Below are 26,855 nucleotides of genomic sequence, written 5' to 3' on the forward strand. Positions count from 1 at the left end.
CCAGGTTGCGCGGACGTTGCCGGCGATCAGCCCAGGTCAGAGGCGTCCAGGTCAGAGGCGCCCAGGTCGCGTGGAGGAGTCAGCCGAGCTCGGCGTCGAGGCGCGCGATCTGGCCCTCGATGAGCGGGAGCACCGGCGAGGTGCGCCCGACGGCGGCCCGCTGGGCGATCCACATCTCGTAGTCGTCGCGGCCCCAGGCCGAGCGGGTCCACGTGGACATCAGGTCGGGCTCGTGGCTGCGCAGCAGCGCGTGGCGCAGCGAGTGCTGCAGGGACTCGCGCAGGCGGACGACGCCCGGCGCCGTCGAGCGCAGCAGCATCGGTCCGCGGTAGGAGCGCATCGCCCCGCGCAGGTCACCGGCCGCCAGCTGCGCCTCGACCGCCAGCCAGTCGCTGCTCACGCCGGCCGCGAGCCGGTAGGGGCGGGAGGCCAGCAGCTCGTCGCCCAGGAGGCCGCGAAGCCGGTTCAGCTCCGCGCGCAGCGTGGAGGAGGCGCCGTCGTCCTCGTAGAGCAGGACGGAGAGCTCGTCTCCGGACATGCCCTGGGGTGCCGCGGCCAGCAGCGTGAGGATCTCGCTGTGCCGGGGGCTGAGCCGCAGCGTGGAGACCGAGCCCCGTCCGTCGTCCACGGTGACCAGGGCCTCGGCACGGCCGAGGGCCTCGATCATCAGGCGCAGCCCGTGCTGCGAGACCGGACGCGGCGCGGCGGCCTGCTCGCGGGCGAGCTCGGCCTCGGCGAGGCGGGCGGCGGCGCGGACCATCGCCATCGTCTGCGGCACGACCACCTGGTCGCCGCCGGTGATGTCGAGGACGCCCAGCAGCTGCGAGGTGGCCGGGTCGTGGATCGGGGTGGCCACGCACGACCACGGCTGCACCGCCGAGCGGAAGTGCTCGCGCCGCGTGACGGTGGCCGGGGCCCCGGTGGCCAGGGCCAGGCCGGGCGCGTTGGTGCCGGCGAGCCGCTCGTCCCAGTTGCTGCCCTCCACGAAGCCGATCGACTCGGCCTTGCGCAGCGTACTCGTGCCGCCGCACAGCCACAGCAGGTTGCCGCTGGCGTCGCCGACGGCCATCACCGCGTCGCAGTCGCGGACCGCCTGGCCGAGCACGTCGTCGAGCAGCGGGAAGACCCGCGCGAGGGGGTGCGCCTCGCGCATGTCGCGCAGGTCGGAGTCGGTGATGAGGACGGGTGCCTCCACCGCGTCCGAGCGGACGCCGGCGGCGGCGGAACGCTGCCAGGACTCGGCCACGTCGGCGCGCATGCTCTCGCCGCCCGACTGCTCCGTCATGGTCACAGTGAACATCAGGACGCGCCTCCCCGCCATGGTTGCGTGTGACCGCGGTCTCACGTTCCTGGGCCGAGGGTGCGGGCCGTGTGGTTGCGTCGACGTTGCAGCCCGGGGTCGCAGGGGGCCGTGCAGGGAGGGCGGGTGGCGCCGGGGCCCGATTTCGCCCGACCTGCGCTCTCCCGTAATGTTCTCCGCGGTGGCGTGTCCGAGAGGCCGAAGGTGCATCACTCGAAATGATGTGTGGGGAAACCCACCGTGGGTTCAAATCCCACCGCCACCGCAGCCAGCACAGGAGCCCCGGACCGACCTCGGTCCGGGGCTCCTGCCGTTCCCGGGTGAGCCGGGTCTCGCAACATCTGGTGGTTCACCGGCGTTGTGCCGGGGTACCGGTCGCTGAGCCGACCCGACCTCGATCCCCGGAGGAGCCCCCGATGCGCCCGCCCGTCGCCCCCGTCCGTCAGCGCCGCACCTCGCACCGCCCGCCCCTGGGGCGTGCGCTCGTCGGCGGCGTCGTCACCGGTGGCGTGACGGGCTACCTGCTCGCCCGCGGGGCGGGCCAGGCGCGCACCGTCGCGATGGGCGCCCTCGTGTGGGCCGCCCGCGCCAGCGTGCCCGCCCGCGGCTGAGGCTCGGCGTCGGGGCTCCCGGGGTCAGGGACAGCTACGGGAACGGACCGCGAAGGACGTGGGTGAACGGAAGACCTGCTGGACCCGCTCGCCCGCCTCGTCCGTGTAGCTGACCTCGTACCCGGTGAACGCGCCGGTGAGGCCGTCCACGACGGCCCCGCCGGGGATGCGCTGCACCTGGACGAGGAACGTGCCCTCCTCGCCGGCCTCGAGGTCCCGCTGACCCGTGGACAGGTCGGTGCCCGCCGCGTAGTCGAACGGGTACCGCACGTCCTGCCTGGTCAGGACCCGCTCCCGAGCGGCCCACCGGACCGTGCCGCTCACGGGGAAGGAGAACTCCGTGGCCGGCATCCAGCGGCTGTCGGGGCTGGTGACGCCGGTGGCGTCCGCCAGCGAGACCCGCACGTCGGTGGCCGGCTCGGTCAGCTCGGTGGTGATCTCGTAGAAGCCGAGGTCGAACGGTCGGTCGCCGCCGGACAGGCACTGGGACGTGTCGCCGTCCTCGGACCAGGAGAACGCGGTGCCCTCGGCGGTGCCCTGGGCGGGGTCCGATGCCTCGCTGCTCGGGGACGAGTCCGACGAGCCCGACGAGCCCGACGAGGAAGTCGAGGGAGCCGAGGGGAGCGCGGCCGTCGTGCCGCCCGGGTCGCCGTCGGCCGTGCCGTCGCCGCTGCAGGCACTGCTGAGGACCAGGACACCGACCAGGGCCAGCGAGCCGAGCAGGCGCTTCGCGGTGGGGCGCTGCCCGGTGTGGTCGTCCGGGGAGAGGTGCGAGGTCATGGCGGCGGGTCCTGTCCGAGACGGTGGGTCCCCGATCCTCGCACGCGCGTCAGGGTGGCCGGACGGTCGGGTGCTCCGGCTCGCGAGCCCGGACGGCAGCCGGGGCGGGGACGCGTCGCGCGCCCCCGCCCCGGCCGACGGCCTGCGGCTACCGGTGCTCAGCGACCGTGCGGTGCCACCACGGCACGCGCGGAGAGCTTGCCGTCGTGCAGGTCGTGGTAGGCCTGCAGCGCCTCGTCCATGGCGTAGACCTGGACGTCCGGCTCGATCTTGCCGGCGCGGTAGAGGGCGACCACCTCGTGGAGCTCCTCGATGGTGCCCCAGTAGGTGTTGGCCAGCTCGGTCTCGTAGGGCGTGGTGTAGAAGTTCCACTGGTAGTTGCCGCCGGCGATGCCGACGACGGTCACGCGGCCCTGCGAGGCGGCGACCGACATGCCGAGCTCGATGGTCGGGCCGACGCCGACGAGGTCGACGACGGCGTCGACGCCCTTGCCGCCGGTGATCTCGCGGATCTTCTCGGCCTGGCCCTCGCCCCCGGGCACGATGACGGCGCCGCGGGCCTCGGCGGCCTTCATCGCCTCCTCCTTGGTGTCCGTGGCGATGACGGTGGCGCCGGTCAGCGCCGTGAGGATCTGCACGGCGAGCTGACCGAGGCCGCCCAGGCCGATGACCAGCGCGAACTTGTCACCGCCGCCCAGCAGGTGCAGCGACTTCTTGATCGCGTGGTACGGCGTGAGGCCGGCGTCCGAGAGGGGCGCGGCGGCCACCGGGTCGGCCTCGCCCAGCGGCACCAGGTTGCGGGCCGGGACGACCATGTACTCGGCCATGCCGCCGTCCCGGCCCAGGCCGGTGCCCAGGTAGCGCATGCCGGCGGCGTTCTCGCAGTAGGTGTCCTGGCCGCGGGAGCAGGCCTTGCAGTGGCCGCAGCCGATCGGGCCGTAGACCAGGAAGGCGTCGCCCTTCTCGAAGCCCTCGACGCCCGGGCCCATCTCCTCGATCCAGCCGGAGTTCTCGTGGCCGAGCGTGAAGGACGGCTTCATCTGGGCCGGCCCGAAGTCCTCGGTGAACTCGCTGAAGATCGCGACGTCGGAGTGGCAGGCGCCCGCGCCGGCGACCTTGAGGAGCACCTCGCCCGGGCCGGGGGTCGGCTTCTCGACGTCCTTGAGCGTCGGGAAGGTCTTGAACTGGTCGAAGACGACAGCCTTCATCGTGGGTCACCTCGGTGTGATGTCGGGAAAGTATCTCGACATCAAACTACATCTGTCGGAGAAAAAGAGGTAGAGGCCTCTGTCCCGGATCGGCCGGACGTGCGTGCTCACCGGCGCTCCACCTGCAGGACCCGGGTGCGTGTCGCGGCCGTGCCGGTGAGGAACCCGGCCTCGCGCAGCTGCGTCAGCGCCTGCGTCACCGACGGGTGCGTCGAGGCGTCGGCCGCGCCCGCGACCCGCCCGTAGGCCTCGAAGCCGTGGTGGCCCGTGACGCCGGCGCCGCCGCCGTCCGCGACGACGGTGACGTGCCCCGGGTCTGCCGGGTTGGCGCCGCCGTCGGTCTGCGGCACCACGTCACCGGCGTTCTCGAGGCTGAGCACGAGGCTGCCCGGTGGCACGTCGGTGCCGGCCACCGGGGCGCCCAGAGTCACGGCACGGTCGAGCGCGAGCCCGGTCTCCTCGGCGTGCGCCACCAGCTGCGCGGCCACCAGCCCACCCTGGGAGTGCCCGGCGAGCAGCACCGGCTCGCCCGGCCGCACGCCGGCCTGTCGCAGGGCCTGGACGACGCCGTCGGCGTAGCCGTTGGGCAGGCCGCCGACGAGCCGCAGGTTCGTGCCCATGTCGCGGACGTCGGCGTCGGCGGTCCACGGCAGCGTGGTCATGTCGTCGGTGCCGGGCAGGTAGGCCACGTGCCGCACCGTCCCGTCGGTGGCGGTGAAGGTCTGCACCTCGAGGGTGCCGTCGTTCTCGGGGTGCGCGGCGTCGGAGAGGGCGCTCAGCTCCCCGAGGCGCGCCACGACGTCGCGCAGGTCGCCCGCGTCGCGCGAGCCCTCGCGCTCGAGGTCGGGCCGGCGGTGGACCGTCACGGGCGGGTCCGCGTAGGCGAGCCCCAGCGCTCGGGCGGCGGCGGCCGTGCCCAGCGGTCCGGGGGCGGTGGCGAAGGCGTCCTGCACGAGGCCCGGGTGTCGCGTCAGCGCGTCCGGGTCGCCCAGTGCCGTGGCCACGCCCAGCGCGCCCGCGGCCGGCACCACGCACCAGCCGAGCCGGGCGAGCAGCGACTCCTGGAGCAGCCGGGCGCCGGCGTCCGCCGTGCGCAGCAGCAGGAGCACCCGCTCGAGGGCCTCGGCGTCGGCGTCGTAGCCGGCCGCGCACGACCGGGTGGCCAGGGCCGCCTCCGCGAGTGCCGCCTCCGCCCTGGCCCCCGAGACGGGGCTGACGGCGAGGCTGCCCAGCAGGGCCGGGTGGGCAGCGTCCGCGAGGGTCGCGTCGGCCAGGCCGGCCAGGGCGGCGGCCAGCCCTCGCTCGGTGGCGGCCAGGTCCTCGAGCCGGTCCCAGGTGGCCTCGAGGCCGGCGACGCCGCCGGTGACGTGCGGCTCGCTCACGCCACGCCCCGCACGGCGCCCTCCACCAGCTCGCGGGCGGCGAGCAGGCTCGCCCGCAGCCGGCGCAGGTCCTCCACGTGCCGGTCGAGCACCACGGCCGCGGCCCGGTGCAGCGCCGCGCACCGCTCCAGCTCGTCCAGCCGGTCCCGGGCACGCGCCGACCAGGCGCGCTCGGCCTCGCCCGCCCACCCGGGGGCGGCCAGCCCACCGCGCACGTGCTCGCCCTCGAGGTCGAGCACCGCGGCGCGCGAGCGCAGCGTCGCGGCGACGGCGGACAGGTCGCCGGGCAGGTCCGGCAGGGGCAGGTCCAGGGGTCCGGCCACGGGGCACCTCGTCTCCTCCGCCCGGCGTCACGGGCTCGGCCCGTCGCTCGGGTCGTGCCTCCAGGCTCCGCCGCCACGCCTCGTGGCGGCAGGGGTCGGGGCAGTGCGGGGGAGAACCGTGCTGCGGGGGCCGCCTGTGGACGACGGGTGGCTCAGGCGCGCAGGTGCGGCGCGAGCCGCCGCAGCCCCTCCTCGACGTCGGCACGGGTGCCGGCGAAGCTGAACCGCAGGAAGCGGTTGCCGTGCACCGGGTCGAAGTCGACGCCGGGCGCCAGTGCGACGCCGGTGGTCTCGAGCAGGTGCCGGGCGTAGGCCAGGGAGTCGTCGGTGCGGTGGGAGACGTCGGCGTAGACGTAGAAGGCGCCGTCGGCGGGCGCCAGCCGGTCGCCGAGGCCGAGGTCGGTGAGGCCCTCGAGCAGCAGGTGCCGGTTCTCGGCGTAGCGGTGCACGTGCCCGTCCAGCTCCGCGTAGGCGTCGTCGGTGAACGCGGCCAGGCTCGCCCGCTGGGCCAGCACCGGCGGGCAGATCGTGAAGTTGCCGGTGAGCACGTCGACGGCGCGACGCAGGCCGGCGGGCACGAGCATCCAGCCGATGCGCCAGCCCGTCATCGAGAAGTACTTGGAGAAGGAGGAGAAGACCACGGCCTCGCGGGAGGTCTCCCAGGCCGTGCGAGCCAGCGGCGCTCCGCCGTCCAGCGGGGCGTACTCGATGCCGTGGTAGATCTCGTCCGAGATCAGCCGCACGCCGTGCTCCTCGCACCAGGTGGCCAGCGCCGCGAGCTCCGAGGGCAGCAGCATCGTGCCGGTCGGGTTCGCGGGGCTCGCCACCACGAGGCCCTGCACCGGGCCGGCCGCCTCGAGCATCTCGACGGTCGGCTGGAAGCGGGTCTCCGGCCCGGTCGGGAGGTCGACGACCTCGCAGCCCAGCGCCTGGAGGACGTTGCGGTAGCAGGGGTAGCCGGGGCTGGCCATCGCGACGCGGTCGCCGGCCTCGAAGGCGGCGAGGAAGGCGAGCAGGAAGCCGCCGGAGGAGCCGGTGGTCGCCACCACGTCGTCGGGGGAGACCTCGATGCCGTGCACCCGGGCGTGGTGGGCCGCGATGGCCTCGCGCAGCTCCAGGACGCCCACGGCCGGGGTGTAGCCGAGCGGGTCGCCCGACCGCAGCAGCCGGACCGCCTCGTCCGCCACCGCCCGGGGTGCGCCCGTGCCGGGCTGCCCCGCCACCATGTCGACCACCTCGAGACCGGCCCGGCGGCGGGCGGCGACGGCCTCGAGCACGTCCATGACGTGGAAGGGCGGGACGTTGGCGCGGGAGGCGACCTCGAAGCGGCTCACGCCCGCAGGCTACGACCGGTGGACACCCCCGTCGGTGCCGCACCCGCGCTGGCTAGGATCGGACCCCGTAGCCGAGACCGCCAGGGGTGCCCCGTGAGCCTCGACGTCCACCAGCTCGACAGCTTCCTGCTCGTCGGGTCGGCCGTGACGCTCCTGGCCATCCTCGCGGTGCGGGTCTCCTCCCGCGTCGGGCTGCCCTCGCTGCTGCTCTACCTGCTCATGGGCGTCGCCCTGGGCGAGTCCGGGCTCGGCATCCAGTTCGAGGACGCCTCCGCGGCCCACGCCCTCGGCTTCGCCGCGCTGGCGGTGATCCTGGCCGAGGGCGGTCTCACCACCGGCTGGCGCGACCTGCGCGGCTCGCTGCGGATCGGCGTCTCGCTGGCCACCGTCGGCATCGGTGTCTCGGTGACGATCATGGCGCTGGCCGGGCACTACGTGCTGGGGCTGTCGTGGCCCGTGGCGATCCTGCTGGGCGCGGTCTGCTCGCCGACCGACGCCGCCGCGGTGTTCTCGGTGCTGCGCGTCGTGCCGCTGCCGCGCCGCCTCACCGGTGCGCTGGAGGCCGAGTCCGGCCTCAACGACGCCCCCACGGTCGTGCTGGTCACGCTCGTCTCCACCGGCGCCGTGGGTGACCACCACCCGCTGGTGGTGGGGCTGATCATCCTCGCCGAGCTCGTCGGTGGCGGGCTCGTCGGCTTCCTCGTCGGACGCGGCGGGGCGCTGCTCATGCGCCGCGTCGCCCTGCCCACGGCCGGCCTGTACCCGCTGGCCGTGATCACGCTGACCTTCCTGGCCTACGGGCTGGCCGCCGGCCTCCACACCAGCGGGTTCGCGGCGATCTACGTGGCCGCGCTGGTGCTCGGCAACTCCGAGCTGCCGCACCGCGGCGCCACCCGCTCGTTCGCCGAGGGCATCGCCTGGCTCTCCCAGATCGGGCTGTTCGTGATGCTCGGCCTGCTGCTCTCGCCGAGCCGGGTCACCCTCAACGAGGTGCTGCTGGGGCTGGCGGCCGGGCTGATCCTCACGCTGGTGGCCAGGCCGGTCTCCGTGGCGGTCAGCTCGCTGGCGCAACCGATGCGCCCCCGCGACCTGGCCTTCCTGTCGTGGGCCGGGCTGCGCGGTGCCGTGCCCGTCGTCCTCACCACCATCCCGCTGGCCGAGGGGGTGGGTGGCTCGGAGCGGCTCTTCGACCTCGTCTTCGTGATGGTGGTCGTCTACACGGCACTGACCGGCCCGACGCTCCCGTTCGTGGCCCGGGTGCTCGGCGTCGCGCTCACGGAGCGGCACCGCGACCTGGAGCTGGAGGCGGCGCCGCTGGAGCGGCTGGCCGCGGACCTGCTGCAGGTGACCATCGCGGACACCTCGCGGATGCACGGCGTGGAGGTGGCCGAGCTGCGGCTGCCCGTGGGGGCCTCGGTCTCGCTCATCATCCGGGGGGACCAGATGGTCGTCCCCGAGCCGCGGACCGTGCTGCGGCACGGCGACCACCTGCTGCTGGTCACCCCGCGCGCGGTGCGCGAGGACGTGGAGCGCCGGCTGCGGCAGGTCAGCCGCGGCGGTCGCCTGGCGCGCTGGCTGCGGGAGGACGCGCGGCGGACGCCCGAACGCGACTGAGGCAGCGCTACCCAGGCAGCGCTACCCAGGCAGCGCGACCGAGGGAGCGCGACTGATCAGGAGGCGGCCGGCTGGCAGAGCGTGCCGGCGCGGGTGGCCTTGACCGCCTCGCGGCCGGTCGCCAGGTCGGTGAAGCCGTCACCCAGGACGACGGTGAGCGTGTCGACGTCGCGCTTGCGCACCTTCGTGCCCTTCGGCATCGAGCTCATCAGCATCTGGATGCCCGGGCCGCGGCGGGTCGGGGCCCACACCTGGACGCGGTTGACCTCGGTCTCGCTGTTGCCGGTCTCGACCCCGACGAAGCCGCGCGAGGTGAGCTGCTCCATCACGGTCGAGGCGAGGTTGGCGCGGTTGCCGCTGTTGAGCACGACAACCTCGACCATGTCGGGGGTGACCCGGTCGCCGCGGGCGATCTCCAGGGGCGCGCAGGTGCCCTCGTCGGCCGACGCGTCCTCGTCGAACGGGGTGGTCAGCGAGGACCAGCCCCACCACGCGCCGACGGCGAGGACGCCTGCCAGCACGAGCAGCGTGAGCGTGGTCTTGAGGGCCTGCGGCACGTGGATCATGCGGGGATCGTCGTCTCCTCGCCGATGGCGTGCACCCGCGCGTGCAGCACCGACCGTTGCTGGAGCGCGGCCCGCAGAGCGCGGTGCAGGCCGTCCTCGAGGTACATGTCGCCGCGCCACAGCACCACGTGGGCGAACAGGTCGCCGTAGAAGGTGGAGTCCTCGTCGAGGAGGGCAGCCAGCTGCAGGGTGTCCTTCGTGGTGACGAGCTGGTCCAGCCGCACCTGCCGCGGGGGCAGCGCCGCCCAGTCACGGGTGGCGAGCCCGTGCTCGGGGTAGGGACGACCGTCCCCCACGCGCTTGAAGATCACGGGGTGAGTCTAGGCAGTCCCGGCGCGACCGTCGGGGTGGTGGCGCCCCGGTGTCACCGGACCGTGACCTGGGCGCACGCCGCCGGGGGCCGTGGCCGCGGCGCTCAGGCGCTCCAGCGGACGGAGGCGCTGACGAAGTCGGCGAGCGCGTTGACGCCGCGCAGGTCCTCCCGCTGCTCCAGCAGCTCGGCCAGTCGCTGGGAGTGCCGCAGGCGGAGGTTCTCGCGCTGGTCGGCGAGCCGGTCGAGCCGGGCGTCGTCGGTGGTGAGCAGTGGACGCGTCTCGGCGGTCGCGGTCATGACGGGCTCCTCGAGGTGGGGGGTGGAGTCAGGTCCACTGTGCGAGCCGCGTGTAAGCGTGGCGTTGACGCGGTGTTACAGCGAGGTTGTCCGGTCTGTGACGCTCGCTGCAGTCTTCTGTCCCGGGTCGGTCCGGCCCGGCAGGAGAAACGACTGTCTCCGTCGTTTCAGCCGGCCGTCGTGCCCGGGGGTGACCAGCCGACCTGGACGGTCCGCACCCCGGCGTCCCGGGTGACGAGGCGGCCCCGCCCCGGCACGCCCCGCTCGGGGCGGGTGCTGCCGAGCAGGGGACCCTCGGCCGGGTCGGCGGAGAGCAGCAGGCCGGGGGAGGCCAGGTCGCGCAGCGTCGCCAGCGCTGGGCCGCCCAGGGCGCGGGCGGCCCCACCGGAGCGGCGGGTGACCGCGACCCGCAGCCCCACGTCGCGGGCCTGCGGCAGCAGCGGCAGCAGCGGGGTGAGCGGCGACCCGCCGGCCTCCAGCAGGTCGTGGTCGTCGACGAGCACCAGCACCTCCGCGCCGCGCCACCAGTCCCGGGCCCGCAGCCGGGCGGGGTCGACGTCCGGCCCCGGCACCCGGCGGGCCAGGTACGTGGCGAGGTCGGCGACGGCGGCCCGGGCGCGGTCCGGCGTGCTCACGTGGTCCAGGAGGTGCTCGCGCGGCAGGTCGCCCAGCAGGCTGCGGCGCGGGTCCAGCGCCAGCACCTTCAGCCCGCCCTCGGGAGCGTCGCCCGGCGTGGAGGCGGCCAGTGCGGACGTGGCCAGCGCGGAGGTGGCCAGGGACCGCAGCACCGTCGTGCGGCCCGAGCCCTGCTCGCCAAGCACCAGCAGGTGCGGCTCCGTCACCGGGTCCAGCGCGACCACCTCGTCCTCGCGCTCCTCCAGCGCCAGGACGACGGCGCCGCTCCCGGTGCCCGCCGGGGTGCCGTGCCGGGCACGCAGGTCGGCGAGGTCGACGCGGGCGGGGAGCACCCGCAGCGGCGGGGCGACGCGCCCGGGCCAGCGCGCGTGCGCCGCCGCGGTCAGCCGTGCGACCTCCGCCTCCGCACCGCCCAGGGGGCGGGCCGGGTCGTCGGGCACGGCGGTCAGGAGGGCGTGCCCGCCCTCGGGACGCCCCGGCGCGACCTGCCCGGGGGCGGTGCCCCGACCGGGCCGGTGCCGGGGCACCCGCGCGGCGGTCCGACGGTCGACCTCGGACTCGACCGGGTCTCCCAGGCGCAGCTCGACCCGCTCGGCGAACAGCTCGCGCAGGCCGGGACGCAGCTGCGCCCACCGGGTCGCGCCCAGCGCGAGGTGCAGACCGGCGGGCAGCCCGCGCGCGGCCAGCCGGGCCAGCCGGGCGCCGGCGTCGTCGTGGGCGGCCAGGAGGGCGGCAGCGTCGTCGACCACGAGCAGGGTGTGGGCGCCGTGCGGGTCCGCGGGGGCGTCCAGGCCCTGCTCGCGCCGCTCGATGGTGCGCTCGAGGTCGTCCAGGAGCCGCCGCACCAGAGTGGGGTCCTGCCCGTCGAGCCGGGAGGCGACGTGGGGCAGCCCCGCCAGCGGCGCCAGCGCGCCGGTGGGGTCGAGCAGGTGGACGTGCAGCCGGTCGGGCCCGAGCCGGTCGGCCAGCGTGAGCACGGTGCTCGCCAACGCCGTGCTGCGGCCCGTCCGCGGCGCGCCGACCACCGCGAGGTGGCCCAGGCCGAGCCGGACCCGGAGCACGTCGTGGCGCTGCTCCCGGGGCAGGTCGACCAGGCCGAGCGGCAGGTCCCAGGCGTCCGCGGTGCGGTGGGGCTGCAGGTCACGCAGGGTGGGCGGTTCCTCCAGCGGCGGCAGCCAGACCCGGTGCGCGGGCCGCTCGTGCCCCGGGACGGGGCGGGCCAGCCGCTGCGCGGTGGTGCTGAGCAGGGAGGGGCCGTCCTGGGTCACCGCGGCCTGCGACGGGGTCTCCTCCAGGCCGCGGACGCGGTCGTCCGCCGAGCCCTGCTCCTGCCGGGGCGCGGCGGGGGCCGGCCCCGAGACGTGGGCGGCGCGGAAGCGCAGCGGCGGGCCGGCGTCCGCCTGGAGGAGGCCCTCGCCGGGGCGGCGGGGCAGCCGGCCGGCGTCCGGGACCCCGAGCACGGTGCGCGACTCGGCCTCGGTGAAGGTGCGCAGCGCGACCCGGTAGGACAGGTGCGCCTCGAGCCCCCGCAGCCGACCCTCCTCCAGCCGCTGGGAGGCCAGCAGGAGGTGGACGCCCAGGGAGCGGCCGAGCCGCCCGATCGCCCCGAACGTCTCCACCATCTCCGGGCGGGCGCCGAGCAGCTCGGAGAACTCGTCCACGACCACGAGCAGGCTGGGCAGCGGCTCGGTGGTCGGGTCGTCCTGGCGTGCCCGCGCCTGCTCGTAGGCCTCGCGGGAGTCGTGCCCGGAGGCGCGCAGCACCTCCTGGCGGTGGGTGAGCTCGCCGGCGAGGGCGTCGGCCATCCGGTCCACCAGCGCCAGCTCGCCGGCGAGGTTGGTGACGTGGGCGGCCACGTGGGGCAGGTGCTCGATGCCGGCGAAGGTGGCGCCGCCCTTGAAGTCGACCAGCACCAGCTGGAGGTCGCGCGGGGAGTGCCCCGCCACCAGCGCCAGGGCCAGGCTGCGCAGCAGCTCGGACTTGCCGGAGCCGGTGGCACCGACCACCAGGCCGTGCGGGCCGGAGCCGCCCAGCGCGGACTCCTTGAGGTCGAGCAGCACGGGCTCGCCGGCGAGGTCGCGGCCCAGCGGCACGCGCAGGCGCTCGGCCGGCGGGCGGGGGGCCCAGCCCGCCCGGACCTCTGCTCCGTCCTCTGCTCCGTCCTCTGCTCCGTCCTCTGCTCCGTCGTCCGCCCCCTCGCCTGCTCCGAGCGGCGTCAGCCCGAGCAGCGCGGCGTCGCCACCCGTCGGCGCAGCGCCGCCGTACCGGGCCAGCCGGCGTGCCGTGGTGGCGGCCAGGTCGCGCGGGAGCACGTCGGGGCGTCCGGCCTCCGGGGGCGGGGCGGCGTCGTCGTCGACGACCAGGACGGTGGTGCGCCCGTCGCCGTCACCGGCCGGGACGGCTCCTCCTGCCGGCACGACGAGCAGGCGGTGCGCCTCGCCCGCGGCGTCCTCGGCCACCGCCGGTGCGGTGACGTGGTGGGGGAGCCAGGAGACCCACGACCACGAGCGCCGCGCGGACGGGGCGCCGGGCACGGCGACCGACAGGCTCGCGGGCGCCAGCTGCCAGGCGGCCTGGCAGACCAGGGCGCGGGCCGCCGGGGCGGGCAGCGTCAGCCGCGCGTGCGCGCGCAGGTCCACCAGGGCGGGCCCCGGCCGGTGCGACCACGCCGCGACCAGGCGCTCGGCCGCCCGGGCGAGTGCCGGGTCGGCCTCCTCCTCGGCGCCCGGAGGGGCCAGTGCGGGCTCGGCCAGCGTCGTCGCGCCGAGTCGCACCAGCAACGGCGACCCCTCCGGGACGAGGCGGGCCCGCGGTGGCCGCAGGGCGAGCAGCTCCGCGGGCGGGTGCGCCGCCTCGTCCCGGTGCGGGCCGCGGGCCACGAGCGCCGCCCGTACCTCGTCGAGGTGCCGCAGGTAGGAGGCGCGGCTGCGACGCAACGCCTCGCGCCGCTGCCCCCGCTGCCGCTCGAGGGCGACGACCCCGTAGGTCAGGGACGCCACGAGGAGCGCGCTACCGGCCAGGAGGGCGCGGGCACCGCCGGTGGGGCTCAGCGCCATCATCACCGCCACCGAGCCGAGGCTGCCGACGAGCGGGACCAGTGCGGTGGCCGCCGCGCCGGACTCGGCGCGCGGCAGGCTCGGCACGGGGCGCAGGGCGACGTCGGCACCGGTGGTGGCAGGGCCTCGATCACGGCGCAGGTCGGTCGTGGACATGCCGTACCGGATGCCCCGGCGCGAGCCTCGGAAACGCCCGCCCGGCGATCTGTGGACAACCGCGGGACCGGGCCGGACGCCGGCCTGTGGAGAACTCCGCGAGCCGTTTTCCGCGGCTCCCCGGGGGTAGCCAGACGGACGTCCCGGCACGCCGTCGGGGCGTCGGCGGGCCGCTCGGGCCGGCCGGCACCGAGAGAAGGGAGCACGCTCATGCCAGCTGACTACGGACAGGGAGCCGGCGCACTCGGACGCGCCGCGTCGCTGGTGTCCCAGGCCCGCACCGACCTCGACCAGGTGGGCCGTCGCCTCGAGGGTGACGTCGCGAACCTCCGCGCCGGCTGGGGCGGGCAGGGCGCGGCCGCGTTCTCCGCCCTCGCCGCCGCGTGGGACGCCCGGCAGCGACAGGTCGTGGCGGTGCTCGACCGCTTCGAGGCCGACCTGCGCACCACCGAGCAGGACAACACCGCCACCGACGACGCGCAGCAGGGCGCCATGGCACGGCTCCAGTCCGCGCTCGGCGCGCTGCCGTGACGCCGCCCCGCGCCACGGACACCACCCGCACCCACCACACCCCCGCACCCCACTGACAGAAGGAGCACCCATGAACGACCTCGACGGCATCCGCGTCGACCACGCCCGGCTCGAGGGCGGTAGCCAGGACCTCGCCCGCGCGGTCCGCGACATCCAGTCCCGCCTCGCCCAGCTCGACGGCGACCTCGCCGCCCTGCGGGGCGCCTGGGTCGGCTCGGCCCGCACCGCCTACGACACGGCCAAGGCCGGGTGGGACGAGCAGGTGGCCGGCATGCACGACCTCCTCGCCCGCACCTCCGGCGCCGTGGCGCAGGCCAACGAGGACTACCGCGCCGCCGACCTGCGGGGCGCGGCGCTCTTCGGTGCCTGACCTGGCCGCCTGACCCGACAGATCCGCCCGACCACCGGCCCCGCGGGGCCGACCAGGAGGGAACCGTGATGACCCACCCGCCCGGCTTCCTGCCGCCCCCGGACCCCGAGCCGGGGGCGGCGCCGCGCCACCCCGTCGGCGGTCGCCGTCGCGCCGTCGAGTCGGTCGCCTCCCCGCCCATCCGCCCCGGCGCCCTGCTGCGGCTGACGCTCCGGGGCCCCGGGGGAGCGGTGGACGTCGCCGTCCCCGACTCCCTCTGCCTCGTCGAGGTGCTCGCCGAGCGACCCGACCTCGCCGGGCTCGTCGGCCTGGACGAGGCGACGCTGGCGGCCGCGCCGCGCGCCCGTCTCGCAGCACGACTGGCGGACGGCACGCCCGTGCCGGTCGCGGTGCCGCTCGCCGACGGTCTCGCGGCGTCGGCGGGCCCCGCTGTGCCGGACGGAGCACTGCTGCTGCTCGGCCTGGAGGAACCGGGAGCGCCCGCGGACGACCCCGCTGCACGGGTCGCACGGGTCATCGGCGACGACCGGTCCCCCGGCCCGGGGCTCTCGGCCCCGGTCCTGACGGCGCCGGTCCTCACAGCGTCGGTCCTCAGGGCGCCGGTGCTCACGGCCTGGCTCCTCGTCGCCGGCGCCGGGCTCGCCCCCGGCGTCCTCGCGTCCGCGGCGCTCCCGACGACCGCCGCGGCCCTCGGCGCCCTGTCGCTCCTGCTGCTGGTGCGTCCCACCCGCGCCCGCAGTGCTCCGACCGCTGCCCTGGTGGGCACGGGCTCCGCCGCGCTGGCCGGGCTCGCCGCGCTGCCGGCTGCGGACCGTCTCGGGGTCCACGGGCCGGCCGCACCGGCGACCTCGGGGCTCGTCACGCTCCTCGTCGCCGGCACCGCGGCGGGCCTGCTCGGTCGCCGCTGGGGGCTCTGCCTGCCCGGGCTCGTGGCCGGCGCAGGCCTGGCCGCGGGCGCGGGCGTCGTCCTGGTCGGCGGCACCCCGGCCGCGGGGGCGAGCGTCGTCCTGACCCTCACGGTGATGGCCGGCAACCTCGCGCCCTGGTGGGCGGCCGCGCTCGTCGCCGAGACCGACGGTGCAGACCCTGGTGACGGCCCGGGACGCGGCACCCGCCCCGCCCACGACCTGCTGCTCGGCTCCGCGGCCGCGAGCGTGCCGGTGACGGCGGCGTGCGCAGCGGTCCTCGCCATCACCGGCACGCTCGTAGCCTCGGTGCTGCCGGTCCTCGCGGCGCTGCTGGTGGGGCTACGCGCCCGGCACGCCCGCGGTCCGCTCCGGATGACGGGCCTGGTCGTCGCGGCCGTCGCGGCCGCGGTCTGCGTGCTCGCGCCCGCCCTGGTCGGGCGGTCGTCGACCGCCGCGGCAGTCGTCCTGCTCGCGGCGGGCCTCGTGCTCGTGGTCGGCCGAACGCCGGGCGGCACGACCGCTCTGCGGCTGGCCCGGTGGGGCGACGCGGTGGAGTCCCTGCTCCTCGTGCTCCTCCTGCCCGCCGCCGTGCTGGCGGCGGGGCTCGGCCCCGACCTCGCGGAGCTGCTCGGCGAGAGCGGGTGGTGGCCGTGGTGAGCCGGCGCGACCTCCTCGAGGCGGAGGGCTGGCACCGCCGCCGCACCGCCGCCGCGCTCGTCGGTCGGACGCCGGGCGCCGACGAGCCGGGGCCGCCCTGGCGCCGCCTCGTCCTGGGGGCCCTGCTGGCGGTGCTGGTGGCGGTCGTGCCCGGGGTCGTCGCCGCGATGGGCTCATCGGCACCGGGCGGCGGGCCCACGGACGGCGCCGTCGTCGCACGCGAGGTCGAGGAGCTGCAGGCACCGGCGCTCGTGCTGGACGCCGCCGGGCAGGCCTACGCCCTGCTCGACGAGCCTCAGGGCGCGGCGGCCGGCGCGCCGGACCAGACGGCCGTGCTGCACCCCGTCGGCAACGCGATCGCGGCGCGGCTCGTGCTCGGCGAGGCCGCCGCGTCCCCGGTGACCGCGCCCGCCGACGTGCTCGCCTCCCTCCCGACCGGCAGGCCCCTCGGCCTCGCCGGCGCGCCCACGCGTCTCCCGGAGCCCGACCAGCTCGCGACCGGGTGGACGGTCTGCGCCGGCGCCCGGGGGAGCGCCACGCTGACGCTCACCGGGTCTGCTGCGAGCGCGGGGAGCGCGACGGGAGCGGTGCTGGTGCGCGCCGCCGGCACCGACGTCACCTGGCTGGTCACGCCCGACCGCGCGGGCGGGCTGGTCCGCCTGCGGGTGCCCCCGGGCAGCGACGAGGTGCTGGCCGCGCTCGGTCAGCCCGCCGCTCGCTGGGCCCGCGCGGTGCCCGCCGCCTGGGTCGGGCTGCTGCCGACCGGTGCGCCGCTGAGCCCGGCGGCGTTCGCCGACGTGGTGGCTGGGGGCAGGCTCGGGCGACCCGCGCCCGGCCGACCCGCCGGCGTCCGGGTCGGGGACCACACCCGCTCCGGGTCCCGGGTGGTGGACGCGGCGGGGTCGCTGCGGCCCCTGGACCGGTTCGCCGCCCGCGTGTGGGCCGCCCTGGCCGGCGACCTCCCGGCGCGGGCCACGTCCCCGGGCCGACTGGTGCAGGGCTCGGCCGGCGGCCTGGGGCCGGCGCTGCGCCCGGACGGGTGGCCGGCCGCCGTCCCCGTCGTCGGCGGGGACGCGGACCTGTGCCTCTCAGCATCCACGGACGAGGAGCCCGCGTGGGGGCTCGTGCCCGAGGGCACCGGACCCCGGGCGGCGCTGGTCGCGGCCACGGGGTGGACCTGGTTGGTCTCCGACGGCACCGGTCACCGGCTCGGCCCCGACGCGGCCGACGCGCTGGGGCTGGGGGAGGCGACGCCCCTGACGGTGTCGGCGTCCTGGCTGCGCCTGGTGGAGGCCGGCCCGCGCCTCTCGGCGGCCGCGGTGCTGCGTGGTGGCGAGCTGCGTGGTGGGGAGCTGCGTGGTGCGGAGCGGGGCGGGCGGTAGCCGGCCGGCCGGACCGCGCAGCACCGTGGGAACGACGAAGGCGCCGCACCTGCTGGTGCGGCGCCTTCGGCTGCGGCGGAGGTAGGGGGATTCGAACCCCCGAGGGCTGTTAACCCAACCCGCTTTCCAAGCGAGCGCCATAGGCCACTAGGCGATACCTCCGAGACGTAAGTTACCGGTGAGCGCCGGTGGTCGCGAAATCCGGCGGACCGAGCGGCGCGGGCCGCCGGGGACGGCCCCCGTCTTGGGCGCCCCGTCGGTGCTCGCCTAGAGTGGGGGCAACCCCCCACGTGGCGGCATCTCGCCCAACTCCCCCAGGGCGGAAACGCAGCAAGGGTAAGTGAGCTCTGTCGGGTGCGTGGGGGGCCTCTTCGTTCCTGGCCCCAGCCCCCGGTCGAGCGGCCGTCGCCGCTCCCGGCGAGGCCCCTCCGCCCGGTCCAGCGGCTGGTCCGGCGCCCTCCTCCACAGCGCTGACCTCGGCGGCACGGCGACTGTCGGTCGGGCTCGTTAGGGTCTGCGTGTGGAGTCGCCCCTCGCCCTGTACCGCCGCTACCGGCCCGAGACCTTTGCCGAGGTCATCGGGCAGGACCACGTGACCGGTCCGCTGCGTGCGGCCCTGGCCAACAACCGGGTCAACCACGCCTACCTGTTCTCGGGTCCGCGCGGTTGCGGCAAGACCACCTCCGCCCGCATCCTCGCCCGCGCGCTCAACTGCGAGCAGGGGCCGACCCCCGAGCCGTGCGGGCAGTGCGAGTCCTGCCGCGACCTGGCCCGCGGGGGTCCCGGCTCGATCGACGTCATCGAGATCGACGCGGCCTCGCACGGTGGTGTCGACGACGCCCGTGACCTGCGCGAGAAGGCGTTCTTCGCGCCGGTGAAGAGCCGCTACAAGGTCTACATCATCGACGAGGCCCACATGGTCACCACGCAGGGCTTCAACGCCCTGCTCAAGCTCGTCGAGGAGCCCCCGCCGCACCTGCGGTTCATCTTCGCCACCACCGAGCCGGAGAAGGTGCTCGGCACCATCCGCTCGCGCACCCACCACTACCCGTTCCGGCTGATCCCGCCGCGGCTGCTCTCGAGCTACCTGACCGAGCTGTGCGACCTCGAGGGCGTCGGCATCGAGCAGGCCGCGATCCCGCTCGTCGTGCGCGCCGGCGGCGGCTCCGCCCGCGACACCCTCTCCGTGCTCGACCAGCTGCTCGGCGGCGCCGGGCCCGAGGGCGTGACCTACCAGCTGGCCACCGGCCTGCTCGGCTACACGCCCGACTCGCTGCTCGACGAGGTGGTCGACGCGTTCGCCGCCGCCGACGGAGCCGCGGTCTTCGGCGTCGTGGACAAGGTGATCGAGACCGGGCAGGACCCGCGCCGCTTCACCGAGGACCTCCTGCGTCGCCTGCGTGACCTCGTGATCGTGGCCGCCGTCCCGGATGCGCCCGCCTCGGGCCTCATCGACGTCTCCGAGGACGCCGGCGAGCGACTGGTCGGGCAGGCCTCCCGCTTCGGTGCCGCCGACCTCACCCGCGCCGCGGACATCGTGGCCGCCGGGCTCACCGAGATGCGCGGCGCCACCGCCCCGCGCCTCCTGCTCGAGCTCATCTGCGCCCGGGTGCTGCTGCCCGGTGCCGACCACGGCACCGACGGCCTGGCGGCCCGGCTGGACCGGGTCGAGCGGCGCATGTCGGTCTCGGGTCAGGTCAGCGCGCCCGCGCACCACGCCCCCAGCGCCCCCGCGCAGGACCGGCCCCGGCCCGTCCCGGCGCAGTCCCACGCTCCCGAGCCGCCGGCCGAGTCGATCACCCCGGTGCTGCCGGAGGAGACGCGGATCCCCGCCGCCGCGCCGGCCCCGGCGCCGGCGCCGCAGGCTGCGGCCCAGCAGGCTCCGGCACCGCAGACCCCGGTCGAGCGGCAGCCCGCCGAGGAGACGCGGGCCCCCGCTGCCGGACCCGCGGGAGCCGTGGCGCCCACAGCCCCGGAGACCGCAGCGCCCCGGGCGCCGCAGGACGACCCCTGGGCCGTGCCCGACCGCCCGGCGCCGACCTCGCCCCCGCCTTCGGCCGCGCCCCGGCCTTCGGTCGGTGAGCCGGCCGCTGAGCCCGCCGAGCCCGCCGCTGAGCCCGCCGCGGGGCTCAGCCTGGTCGAGGTGCGCCGGCTGTGGCCCGACATCGTCGAGGCGACCAAGCAGCGGCGCCGCGTGACGTGGATCCACCTGACCACGAACGCCCAGGTCGTCGCCGTGGACGCGAAGACGCTGACCCTCGGGTTCGCGAACACCGGCGCCCGGGCCTCCTTCGACTCCGGCGGCAGCGCGGAGATCGTCCGCCAGGCGGCCATCGACGTCGTCGGGATGGACTGGCGGATCGAGACCATCGTCGACCCCGGTGCCAGCCCCGACGGTCCGGTCGTGACCCGCCCGGCCGCCCGCGCCCCCGAGCCCGCAGCCGCCCCGGCCGCGCCGCGGCCGGCCGCCCCGTCGGAGTCGGCACCGGACGCCTCCTCGCAGCGTGGCCGGGGCGAGCCCGAGGGCCGGGCCCGCCCCGACCAGCGCCCGGCCGAGCAGGCCGCCCCGGCGGCGGAGCGTCCCCCCGCCTGGGCCGACGACACCGCGCCGCCGGCGACCCGCGAGACGGACCAGCGGCCGGGGCGGACCGCGGCCGCACCGGAGGAGTCCCGTCCCGCCTGGGCGGACGCCGAGCCGCCCTCGTGGGCCGACGGCGAGCCGACCGAGGACCTGCCGCCCGACGACGGGCGGTCCGGACGGGGCCGCCCCGAGGCGCCGGCACCGGACGCGGCGGGGCAGCCCACCGCCCGCCGGCTCGGCAGCGGCGGGATCTCCGCGGCGCGCAGCGCGATCCAGGCGACCCGATCCGGCCCGGCCGCCGCGGAGGAACCGGCCGCGCCCACGCACGACCCGGACGCCGACGTGACGATGGACGACGAGGACGCCGAGACCGACGACCTGGCCGGCGCCGAGCTGCTGGCCCGCGAGCTGGGGGCCAAGGTCATCGAGGAGATCCGGCACCAGTGAGCAGCACGCCACGGGCCGGTCGCGGACCGGGCAGCCGCCCGGAGGGCACACTGGTCCGGCAGGCCCGGCCGCCGCGCCGGACGCAGAGGCCGGCCCCGGGGGCCGGCAACGACACCGACACACCACGGAGAGTGCGATGACGCAGAACCCGTTCGAGGGCATGGGCGGCGAGGGCGGCTTCGACATGGGCGCCCTGCTCCAGCAGGCCCAGGCCATGCAGGAGCAGCTCATGGAGACCCAGAAGCGGCTGGCCGAGGCCGTCGTCACGGGGAGCGTGGCCGGCGGGGCCGTCAACGTCACCGTGAGCGGCACCGGCGACCTGGTGGGCGTCGACCTGAAGGAGGGCGTCCTGGAGGGCACGGACGCCGACTCCCTCGCCGAGCTGGGCGACCTCGTCGTCGCCGCCTACCGCGACGCCAAGGCCCAGGCCGACCGCAACGCCCAGGACACGCTCGGCCCGCTGGCCGGCGGCATGCCGGGCATGCCCGGCACCGATGGACTCCCCGGCGGGCGCACGCCCGGCTCCGGCGGCTTCGGTTTCTGACCCCTTCCCGGCCGGGTGACCCGGCCGCCCCGAGAGGAGCACGCGCTTGTACGAGGGCGTCGTCCAGGACCTGATCGACGAGCTCGGCCGGCTGCCGGGCGTGGGTCCGAAGTCCGCGCAGCGGATCGCCTTCCACCTCCTGCAGGCCGACCCGACGGACGTCCGGCGGCTCGCCGACGTCCTGATCGAGGTCAAGGCCAAGGTGAAGTTCTGCACCGTGTGCTTCAACGTCACCGAGGAGGACACGTGCCGCATCTGTCGTGACCCGCGGCGCGACCCGTCCGTCCTGTGCGTGGTGGAGGAGTACAAGGACGTCGTCGCGATCGAGCGCACCCGGGAGTACAAGGGCCGCTACCACGTGCTGGGCGGGGCGATCAGCCCGATCGACGGCATCGGCCCCGACCAGCTGCACGTGCGCGAGCTGATGACGCGGCTGGCCGACGGCACGGTCACCGAGGTCATCCTCGCCACGGACCCGAACCTCGAGGGCGAGGCCACGGCGACGTACCTCACCCGGATGCTCACGGTGATGGACTTGCGCGTGACGCGCCTGGCGAGTGGACTGCCGGTAGGCGGCGACCTCGAGTACGCCGACGAGGTCACCCTCGGACGAGCCTTTGCTGGGAGGCGGGCAGCACAATGACGGAGAACAGTGCGGGCACCGGGCCCGTGGTCCTCGACGCCCAGGACCGGGCGCTCGCCGGAGACATCGCCGACACCGTCGGCGGTTTCCTCGTGGCGCTGCGCGCGATGGCCACCGAGCGCGACGGCGGTCGCGCGGTGTCGCTGCTGCTGCTGGAGATCAGCCAGGTGCTCCTCGCCGGTGCACGCCTGGGCGCCCAGCGGGACTTCACGCCGCGCTCGGAGTACCAGCCGGACGTCGGCCCCGAGCCGGACCTCGACGACATGCGCCTGAGCCTCGCCGACATGCTCGGCGGGGTGGACACCTACGGCTTCGTCTTCGACCCGTACGTGCCGGACGTCGTGGAGAGCCAGCTCTCCGACGACCTCACCTCCATCGCCACCGACCTCGACACGGGCCTGCGCCACTACCAGCAGGGCAACGTGGCCGAGGCCCTGTGGTGGTGGCAGTTCTCCTACGTCTCCTCGTGGGGCAACCTGGCCGGCGCGGCGCTCAACGCCCTGCTCTCGGTCGTCGCCCACGACCGGCTCGACGCCGAGGTCGTGGTGGACGCCGACCAGGTGGCCGTCGCGAATGAGATGTTGGAGAGCACCGGCCCCGACGCTCGGTAGACTTCGTCCCTGGCCCGCTCGGCGAGCCCCTGCGCGCCCCACGCGCGGCGGGGACGAGCGGCCTCGGGCGCAGGGGAAAGTCTCCCTCGCCCGGACCGGCGGAACCGAAGAGGAGCTCCTCGTGAGCATTGTCGTGCAGAAGTACGGCGGGTCCTCCGTGGCCGACGCGGACGGCATCAAGCGCGTCGCCCAGCGGATCGTGAACACGCGCAAGCAGGGCAAGGACGTCGTCGTGGTCGTCTCCGCGATGGGCGACACGACGGACGACCTGCGAGACCTGGCGCAGCAGGTGACACCCCTGCCGCCGCCGCGCGAGCTGGACATGCTGCTCACCGCCGGTGAGCGCATCTCCATGGCGCTGCTGGCGATGGCCGTGACCCAGCTCGGGTACGAGGCACAGTCGTTCACGGGCTCGCAGGCCGGCGTCATCACGGACTCGGTGCACGGCAGGGCGAAGATCATCGACATCACGCCGGGCCGCATCGAGGGCGCGCTGAAGACGGGGGCCGTGGCCATCGTGGCCGGCTTCCAGGGTGTCTCGCAGGACACCAAGGACGTCACGACCCTGGGCCGTGGCGCCTCCGACACCACCGCCGTGGCGCTCGCCGCCGCGCTGGGCGCCGAGGTCTGCGAGATCTACACCGACGTGGCCGGCGTCTTCTCGGCCGACCCCCGGATCGTCCCCGCGGCCCGCAAGCTCGACCGTGTCTCCACCGAGGAGATGCTCGAGATGGCGGCCAGCGGCGCGAAGGTCCTCCACCTGCGCTGCGTGGAGTACGCGCGCCGGTACAACGTCCCGATCCACGTGCGCACCTCCTTCGACTACGTCGAGGGCACCTGGATCACCCCCGAATCCGAGCAGGACGGAGCCTCTGACGTGGAGCAGGCGATCATCTCCGGCGTGGCGCACGACCGGTCCCAGGCCAAGATCACCGTGGTCGGCGTGCCCGACAAGGTGGGCGAGGCCGCGCGCATCTTCGAGACCCTCGCCAACAGCGAGGTGAACATCGACATGGTCGTGCAGAACGTGTCGGCGGCCTCCACGGGGCTCACCGACATCTCCTTCACGCTGCCCCGCGACGACGGCCAGGGCGCCATGTCGACGCTGGCCCGCATCCAGGACGAGGTCGGCTACGACAAGCTGCTCTACGACGACCGCGTCGGCAAGGTGTCCCTCATCGGCGCCGGCATGCGCAGCCACCCCGGCATCACCGCCAAGTTCTTCACCGCGCTGGCCTCCGCCGGGGTGAACATCGAGATGATCTCCACCTCGGAGATCCGCATCTCGGTGATCGTGGCCGAGCAGCAGGTCGACACCGCCGTCCGTGCGACGCACACCGCGTTCGACCTGGACGCCACCGAGGTCGAGGCCGTGGTCTACGGAGGTACCGGGCGATGAGCGACGGTCTGCACATCGGCGTCGTCGGCGCCACCGGCCAGGTCGGTGTCGCGATGCGCCAGATCCTCGCCGAGCGGGACTTCCCGGTCGCGAGCATCCGCTTCTTCTCCTCCGCGCGCTCCGCGGGCAAGGTCCTGGACTACCGGGGCACCGAGGTCGTCGTCGAGGACGCCGCCACTGCCGACCCCGCGGGCCTGGACGTGGCGCTGTTCTCCGCCGGCGCCACCGCCTCGCGCGCCCTGGCCCCGAAGTTCGCCGAGGCCGGCGTCATCGTGGTCGACAACTCCAGCGCGTTCCGCAAGGACCCGTCGATCCCGCTGGTCGTCTCCGAGGTGAACCCGGAGGCCGCCGCCGGCGTCATCGAGGCGGGCCAGGGCATCATCGCCAACCCGAACTGCACGACGATGGCCGCGATGCCGGTGCTCAAGCCGCTGCACGCCGAGGCGGGCCTCGTCCGCCTGATCGCCTCGACCTACCAGGCCGTCTCCGGCTCCGGCATCGCCGGCGTCGAGGAGCTGGCCGGTGGCGTCGCGACCGCCGGCGAGAAGGCCAGGGAGCTCGCCTACGACGGCGAGGCCGTGGCGTTCGGCGAGCCGGGCGTCTACAAGAAGACCATCGCCTACAACGTCCTGCCCTTCGCGGGGAACCTCGTGGACGACGGCCTCAACGAGACCGACGAGGAGCAGAAGCTCCGCAACGAGTCCCGCAAGATCCTCGGGATCCCGGACCTCAAGGTCTCGGGCATCTGCGTGCGCGTGCCGGTCTTCACCGGTCACTCGCTCGCGATCAACGCCGAGTTCGAGCGTCCGATGACCCCGGCGCGGGCCGCCGAGCTGCTCGCCGCCGCCCCGGGCGTCGAGCTGGCCGACATCCCTAACCCGCTCGCCGCCGCCGGCAAGGACCCGTCCTACGTCGGTCGCCTGCGCACCGACCCGGGCGTCGACGGCGACCGTGGCCTCGCGCTGTTCATCAGCAACGACAACCTGCGCAAGGGCGCCGCCCTCAACACCGTGCAGATCGCCGAGCTGGTCGCAGCCTCGCGCTGACGCCCTCCGACGCCGCAGCGGCCCCCGTCCACCAGGACGGGGGCCGCTGTCGTCGTGGCAGCGGGGGCCTATCGCGTGACCCGGATGGTGGCCCGCTGCGTCGTCCGCGCGACGAGCCGACTGCCGAGGTAGGTGACGGTGAGGCGAGTCCTGCCGACGCGCCGGGCGCGGGGCAGCCGGAACGTGGTCTCGCCGCCGCGCAGACGCTGTGTCCGAGCCGCCAGGCCCGGCGCCGCCACGCGGACCCGGCCCGCCACCGGCACGCCGCGGCCCGCGGCCAGGTCGACCCGCACACGGGCGCGCCGACCGAGGCGGACCCGCTGCGGCGCCCGCACCGTCATCCGCGGGCGCGCCTTCCGCACCCGGACGTCGACGACGGTGGACGAGGCCGCCCAGGAGGGCGTGCCGGTGTAGCGGACGGTGAGCGCGTGCAGGCCCGGACGCAGGGCCTTCCGGGCGAGCGGCACCGACGCGGCCCCGTCCGCCACGGGGACGCTGCCGAGCAGCGTCCCACCCTCGAGCACCTCGACGTCGCCACCGTTCGCCGACGGGGCGAGGGTCACGCGGACCGCGCCGCGGCGCCCGTAGGCGAACGCCTCCGCCGCGGCGGACAGCTCGGTGGCGTCGGCGACCTCGGCGACGGTGAGCGTCACCGTGGTCGGGGCCGCGCTCTCCACGCCGTCGGAGGCGGCGTAGGTGAACGCGTCGGACCCCACGAAGCCCGTCTCGGGGGCGTAGGTGAACGAGCCGTCCTTGGCCAGGGTCAGGACGCCGTGCGCCGGCTGGTCGACGACCGCGGCCGTGAGCGGGCTGCCGTCGGCGTCGGTGTCGTTGGACAGCACGCCCGGCGCCTCGACCTCGAGAGTGACGTCCGCGTCGGTGGCGTACGAGTCGGCCACGCCGACCGGTGCCACGCCCGGACGGACCTGCACGTCGCGGAAGCGCACCTGGTCGGTGGAGCTGCGGTTCTGCAGGCCGATGAAGCCGGTGGTGGGCAGGGTGCCGGACCACGCGTTCACCACGACGTCGTCGAGGAGCACCTCGACGCCCGTCGTGGTGACCCGGAGGGTGTAGGTGTTCCACTGCCCCGTGGGGTGCTCGGCCGTCGCGGCCTCCGCACCGGCGGGGTGGAGCGTCCCGTCCGCGGTGCGGATGCCCGCGCCGTCGGCGCCGATGAGGACGGAGACCCCGCCCACGGGGTCGGCGCCGGCCCGGCCGGTGGAGCCGAGGTGCACGGCGGAGTCGTCGTTGAGACCCTCACGGAGCCAGTCGAGGCGCAGCGTGTAGGGCGCCGTCAGCTGCTGCGTGGCCCACGTCGCGCCGCGTCCGCGCACGCTGAGGATCGTGCAGTCGGTCTGCCGGCCGAAGCCCCCGAGCCCGGCCTTGCGCCAGCCGTCGAAGGACGTGAACGTGCCGTCGAACAGGCCCGCCCAGCCCGGGGCGACCGGCGTCGCCGTGCACGCGTCGGGCGCCGTGCCCCCGACCTGGATCGCGTCGAAGTTGAGGCGGCAGAAGTCGATGCTGCGGTCGCAGGCGAGGGCGATCGTGTTGGCCCCGGCCTGGAGGGTGACCTCGGCGGCCACGAAGTCCCAGGCCTCCCAGTTCTCGTAGCTCGTCATCGGCAGGCTCAGCTGCTGGCGGTCGCCGCCGTTGGTGAGCAGCCCCATGGACCGCGTGACGTTCTCGTCGGGGCCCAGCGGCCCCGCGGCGTAGCGGACGTAGAGCGGGTACGTGCCCGCCTCCGGCGCCGTGACGCTCATGGTGGAGGTCATCCCCGTCTCCCGGAACGTGTGGGAGCCGGTGCCGGAGAAGTTGCCGTGGTCGCCGGAGTTGAAGGCCGGACCACCGCTGATGACGCCGTCCTCGACCTCCACCCAGGCGATCACGTCGCCGTCGGCAGCGACGGCCGCAGGCGGCGGCAGGACCACGCTGAGCAGGCCGGCGAGGAGCCCCGCCAGTGCCACGAGGGCGGCGGAGCGGGGTGGGCGGACGGCGCGAGGCTGCATCACGGTTCCTTCTCCAGGAGACGCCCGTCACATCGGCGGGCTTCCGGGAGCATAGGGGTCTGATTCACCCACGTGAACAGTTAGCCGCAAATATTCACGATATGACCCGCCGGTTCAGGGATGTGAACCAGTGTCGGCGTGCACGGTCGCTGCC

The 26,855-nt window shown here is 75.8% G+C and carries 23 protein-coding genes, 2 tRNA genes and 1 other RNA gene; 14 read left to right on the forward strand and 12 right to left on the reverse strand.

What is annotated here, in order from left to right:
• Positions 1-79: 79 nt before the first annotated feature.
• Positions 80-1,285 (reverse strand): GAF domain-containing protein, encoded by a 1,206-nt coding sequence (locus M8330_RS10210; protein ID WP_250053836.1) that lies wholly within the window; start codon positions 1,283-1,285, stop codon positions 80-82.
• Between the two features lie 195 nt (positions 1,286-1,480).
• Between M8330_RS10210 and M8330_RS10215 the strand changes: the two genes are divergently transcribed.
• A tRNA-Ser gene (locus M8330_RS10215) sits at positions 1,481-1,565 on the forward strand.
• Positions 1,566-1,716: 151 nt separating this feature from the next.
• A complete protein-coding gene (locus M8330_RS10220) occupies positions 1,717-1,911 on the forward strand; it encodes a hypothetical protein (RefSeq protein WP_250827240.1) in 195 nt (64 codons plus the stop codon).
• A gap of 24 nt (positions 1,912-1,935) precedes the next feature.
• On the opposite strand, the gene M8330_RS10225 is transcribed toward M8330_RS10220, so the two are convergent.
• The 5 genes from M8330_RS10225 to M8330_RS10245 all read right to left on the reverse strand — a co-directional run bounded on the left by M8330_RS10225 (position 1,936) and on the right by M8330_RS10245 (position 6,938).
• Positions 1,936-2,691: a hypothetical protein gene (locus M8330_RS10225; RefSeq protein ID WP_250827241.1), complete on the reverse strand. Its 756-nt coding sequence runs from the start codon at positions 2,689-2,691 to the stop codon at positions 1,936-1,938.
• 158 nt (positions 2,692-2,849) lie between these two features.
• Complete coding sequence (locus tag M8330_RS10230) at positions 2,850-3,899, reverse strand: NAD(P)-dependent alcohol dehydrogenase (RefSeq protein ID WP_250827242.1); 1,050 nt, start codon at positions 3,897-3,899, stop codon at positions 2,850-2,852.
• A gap of 107 nt (positions 3,900-4,006) precedes the next feature.
• On the reverse strand, positions 4,007-5,281 hold the full coding sequence (locus M8330_RS10235) for an alpha/beta fold hydrolase (protein WP_250827243.1): 1,275 nt from the start codon (positions 5,279-5,281) through the stop codon (positions 4,007-4,009).
• Positions 5,278-5,604, reverse strand: coding sequence for a hypothetical protein (locus M8330_RS10240; protein ID WP_250827244.1), 327 nt, complete (start codon positions 5,602-5,604; stop codon positions 5,278-5,280). Before M8330_RS10240 ends, M8330_RS10235 begins: the two co-directional genes overlap by 4 nt.
• A 152-nt stretch (positions 5,605-5,756) precedes the next feature.
• Positions 5,757-6,938 carry a pyridoxal phosphate-dependent aminotransferase gene (locus tag M8330_RS10245; protein ID WP_250827245.1) on the reverse strand — a complete coding sequence of 394 codons (1,182 nt, stop codon included), beginning with the start codon at positions 6,936-6,938 and terminating at the stop codon, positions 5,757-5,759.
• Between the two features lie 93 nt (positions 6,939-7,031).
• Here M8330_RS10245 and M8330_RS10250 point away from each other — a divergent pair, with 93 nt between their 5' ends.
• Positions 7,032-8,552: a potassium/proton antiporter gene (locus M8330_RS10250; RefSeq protein WP_250827246.1), complete on the forward strand. Its 1,521-nt coding sequence runs from the start codon at positions 7,032-7,034 to the stop codon at positions 8,550-8,552.
• A gap of 56 nt (positions 8,553-8,608) precedes the next feature.
• Here the strand turns inward: M8330_RS10250 and M8330_RS10255 are convergent, their stop codons facing one another.
• The 4 genes from M8330_RS10255 to eccCb form a co-directional block, all read right to left on the reverse strand.
• Entirely contained in the window at positions 8,609-9,118 is a 510-nt protein-coding gene (locus tag M8330_RS10255) for a LytR C-terminal domain-containing protein (RefSeq protein ID WP_250053854.1), read from the reverse strand.
• A complete protein-coding gene (locus M8330_RS10260) occupies positions 9,115-9,429 on the reverse strand; it encodes a type II toxin-antitoxin system VapB family antitoxin (protein ID WP_250053856.1) in 315 nt (104 codons plus the stop codon). Before M8330_RS10260 ends, M8330_RS10255 begins: the two co-directional genes overlap by 4 nt.
• A gap of 104 nt (positions 9,430-9,533) precedes the next feature.
• Positions 9,534-9,728, reverse strand: a complete 195-nt coding sequence (locus M8330_RS10265) for a hypothetical protein (protein ID WP_250053858.1) — start codon at positions 9,726-9,728, stop codon at positions 9,534-9,536.
• A 167-nt stretch (positions 9,729-9,895) separates the two neighbouring features.
• A complete protein-coding gene (gene eccCb / locus M8330_RS10270; protein WP_250827247.1) occupies positions 9,896-13,576 on the reverse strand; it encodes a type VII secretion protein EccCb in 3,681 nt (1,226 codons plus the stop codon).
• Between the two features lie 210 nt (positions 13,577-13,786).
• On the opposite strand from eccCb, the gene M8330_RS10275 reads away from it, so the two are divergent.
• From M8330_RS10275 to M8330_RS22440, 4 genes are all read left to right on the forward strand, one after another.
• Positions 13,787-14,107: a WXG100 family type VII secretion target gene (locus tag M8330_RS10275; protein ID WP_250827248.1), complete on the forward strand. Its 321-nt coding sequence runs from the start codon at positions 13,787-13,789 to the stop codon at positions 14,105-14,107.
• Positions 14,108-14,177: 70 nt separating this feature from the next.
• Positions 14,178-14,477 carry a WXG100 family type VII secretion target gene (locus M8330_RS10280; RefSeq protein WP_250053864.1) on the forward strand — a complete coding sequence of 100 codons (300 nt, stop codon included), beginning with the start codon at positions 14,178-14,180 and terminating at the stop codon, positions 14,475-14,477.
• Positions 14,478-14,545: 68 nt separating this feature from the next.
• Positions 14,546-16,042, forward strand: a complete 1,497-nt coding sequence (locus M8330_RS10285) for a hypothetical protein (RefSeq protein WP_443689924.1) — start codon at positions 14,546-14,548, stop codon at positions 16,040-16,042.
• Positions 16,039-17,424, forward strand: coding sequence for a type VII secretion protein EccB (locus M8330_RS22440; protein WP_250827250.1), 1,386 nt, complete (start codon positions 16,039-16,041; stop codon positions 17,422-17,424). Before M8330_RS10285 ends, M8330_RS22440 begins: the two co-directional genes overlap by 4 nt.
• Positions 17,425-17,500: 76 nt before the next feature.
• Here M8330_RS22440 and M8330_RS10295 read toward each other — a convergent pair.
• A tRNA-Ser gene (locus M8330_RS10295) sits at positions 17,501-17,586 on the reverse strand.
• 118 nt (positions 17,587-17,704) lie between these two features.
• Here M8330_RS10295 and ffs point away from each other — a divergent pair.
• The 7 genes from ffs (at position 17,705) to M8330_RS10330 (ending at position 24,695) form a co-directional block, all read left to right on the forward strand.
• Positions 17,705-17,795, forward strand: an RNA gene (gene ffs, locus M8330_RS10300) — signal recognition particle sRNA small type.
• A gap of 149 nt (positions 17,796-17,944) precedes the next feature.
• A complete protein-coding gene (locus M8330_RS10305) occupies positions 17,945-20,452 on the forward strand; it encodes a DNA polymerase III subunit gamma and tau (RefSeq protein ID WP_250827251.1) in 2,508 nt (835 codons plus the stop codon).
• Positions 20,453-20,588: 136 nt separating this feature from the next.
• Positions 20,589-20,996: a YbaB/EbfC family nucleoid-associated protein gene (locus tag M8330_RS10310; protein ID WP_250827252.1), complete on the forward strand. Its 408-nt coding sequence runs from the start codon at positions 20,589-20,591 to the stop codon at positions 20,994-20,996.
• A 46-nt stretch (positions 20,997-21,042) separates the two neighbouring features.
• Positions 21,043-21,639 carry a recombination mediator RecR gene (recR, locus tag M8330_RS10315; protein ID WP_250053874.1) on the forward strand — a complete coding sequence of 199 codons (597 nt, stop codon included), beginning with the start codon at positions 21,043-21,045 and terminating at the stop codon, positions 21,637-21,639.
• On the forward strand, positions 21,636-22,250 hold the full coding sequence (locus M8330_RS10320) for a DUF5063 domain-containing protein (protein WP_250827253.1): 615 nt from the start codon (positions 21,636-21,638) through the stop codon (positions 22,248-22,250). Before recR ends, M8330_RS10320 begins: the two co-directional genes overlap by 4 nt.
• 121 nt (positions 22,251-22,371) lie before the next feature.
• On the forward strand, positions 22,372-23,649 hold the full coding sequence (locus tag M8330_RS10325; RefSeq protein WP_250053887.1) for an aspartate kinase: 1,278 nt from the start codon (positions 22,372-22,374) through the stop codon (positions 23,647-23,649).
• The gene (locus tag M8330_RS10330; protein ID WP_250827254.1) at positions 23,646-24,695 is read left to right on the forward strand and encodes an aspartate-semialdehyde dehydrogenase; all 1,050 of its coding nucleotides are present in this window, start codon (positions 23,646-23,648) and stop codon (positions 24,693-24,695) included. The genes M8330_RS10325 and M8330_RS10330 overlap by 4 nt, the downstream gene beginning before the upstream one ends.
• A gap of 68 nt (positions 24,696-24,763) precedes the next feature.
• Here M8330_RS10330 and M8330_RS10335 read toward each other — a convergent pair whose 3' ends face one another.
• On the reverse strand, positions 24,764-26,701 hold the full coding sequence (locus M8330_RS10335; protein WP_250827304.1) for a cadherin-like domain-containing protein: 1,938 nt from the start codon (positions 26,699-26,701) through the stop codon (positions 24,764-24,766).
• Positions 26,702-26,855: the final 154 nt, after the last annotated feature.

Origin of the sequence: Nocardioides bruguierae, assembly GCF_023656415.1 — a bacterium.
Taxonomy (GTDB): domain Bacteria; phylum Actinomycetota; class Actinomycetes; order Propionibacteriales; family Nocardioidaceae; genus Nocardioides; species Nocardioides bruguierae.

Excerpts from the sequence above, each read along its gene's own strand:
- M8330_RS10210 (WP_250053836.1), bottom strand. The coding sequence starts at position 1,285 with ATGACGGAGCAGTCGGGCGGCGAGAGCATGCGCGCCGACGTGGCCGAG.
- M8330_RS10220 (WP_250827240.1), top strand. The coding sequence starts at position 1,717 with ATGCGCCCGCCCGTCGCCCCCGTCCGTCAGCGCCGCACCTCGCACCGC.
- M8330_RS10225 (WP_250827241.1), bottom strand. The coding sequence starts at position 2,691 with ATGACCTCGCACCTCTCCCCGGACGACCACACCGGGCAGCGCCCCACC.
- M8330_RS10230 (WP_250827242.1), bottom strand. The coding sequence starts at position 3,899 with ATGAAGGCTGTCGTCTTCGACCAGTTCAAGACCTTCCCGACGCTCAAG.
- M8330_RS10255 (WP_250053854.1), bottom strand. The coding sequence starts at position 9,118 with ATGATCCACGTGCCGCAGGCCCTCAAGACCACGCTCACGCTGCTCGTG.
- M8330_RS10265 (WP_250053858.1), bottom strand. The coding sequence starts at position 9,728 with ATGACCGCGACCGCCGAGACGCGTCCACTGCTCACCACCGACGACGCC.
- eccCb (WP_250827247.1), bottom strand. The coding sequence starts at position 13,576 with ATGTCCACGACCGACCTGCGCCGTGATCGAGGCCCTGCCACCACCGGT.
- M8330_RS10275 (WP_250827248.1), top strand. The coding sequence starts at position 13,787 with ATGCCAGCTGACTACGGACAGGGAGCCGGCGCACTCGGACGCGCCGCG.
- M8330_RS10280 (WP_250053864.1), top strand. The coding sequence starts at position 14,178 with ATGAACGACCTCGACGGCATCCGCGTCGACCACGCCCGGCTCGAGGGC.
- M8330_RS10285 (WP_443689924.1), top strand. The coding sequence starts at position 14,546 with ATGACCCACCCGCCCGGCTTCCTGCCGCCCCCGGACCCCGAGCCGGGG.
- M8330_RS10310 (WP_250827252.1), top strand. The coding sequence starts at position 20,589 with ATGACGCAGAACCCGTTCGAGGGCATGGGCGGCGAGGGCGGCTTCGAC.
- M8330_RS10320 (WP_250827253.1), top strand. The coding sequence starts at position 21,636 with ATGACGGAGAACAGTGCGGGCACCGGGCCCGTGGTCCTCGACGCCCAG.
- M8330_RS10330 (WP_250827254.1), top strand. The coding sequence starts at position 23,646 with ATGAGCGACGGTCTGCACATCGGCGTCGTCGGCGCCACCGGCCAGGTC.
- M8330_RS10335 (WP_250827304.1), bottom strand. The coding sequence starts at position 26,701 with ATGCAGCCTCGCGCCGTCCGCCCACCCCGCTCCGCCGCCCTCGTGGCA.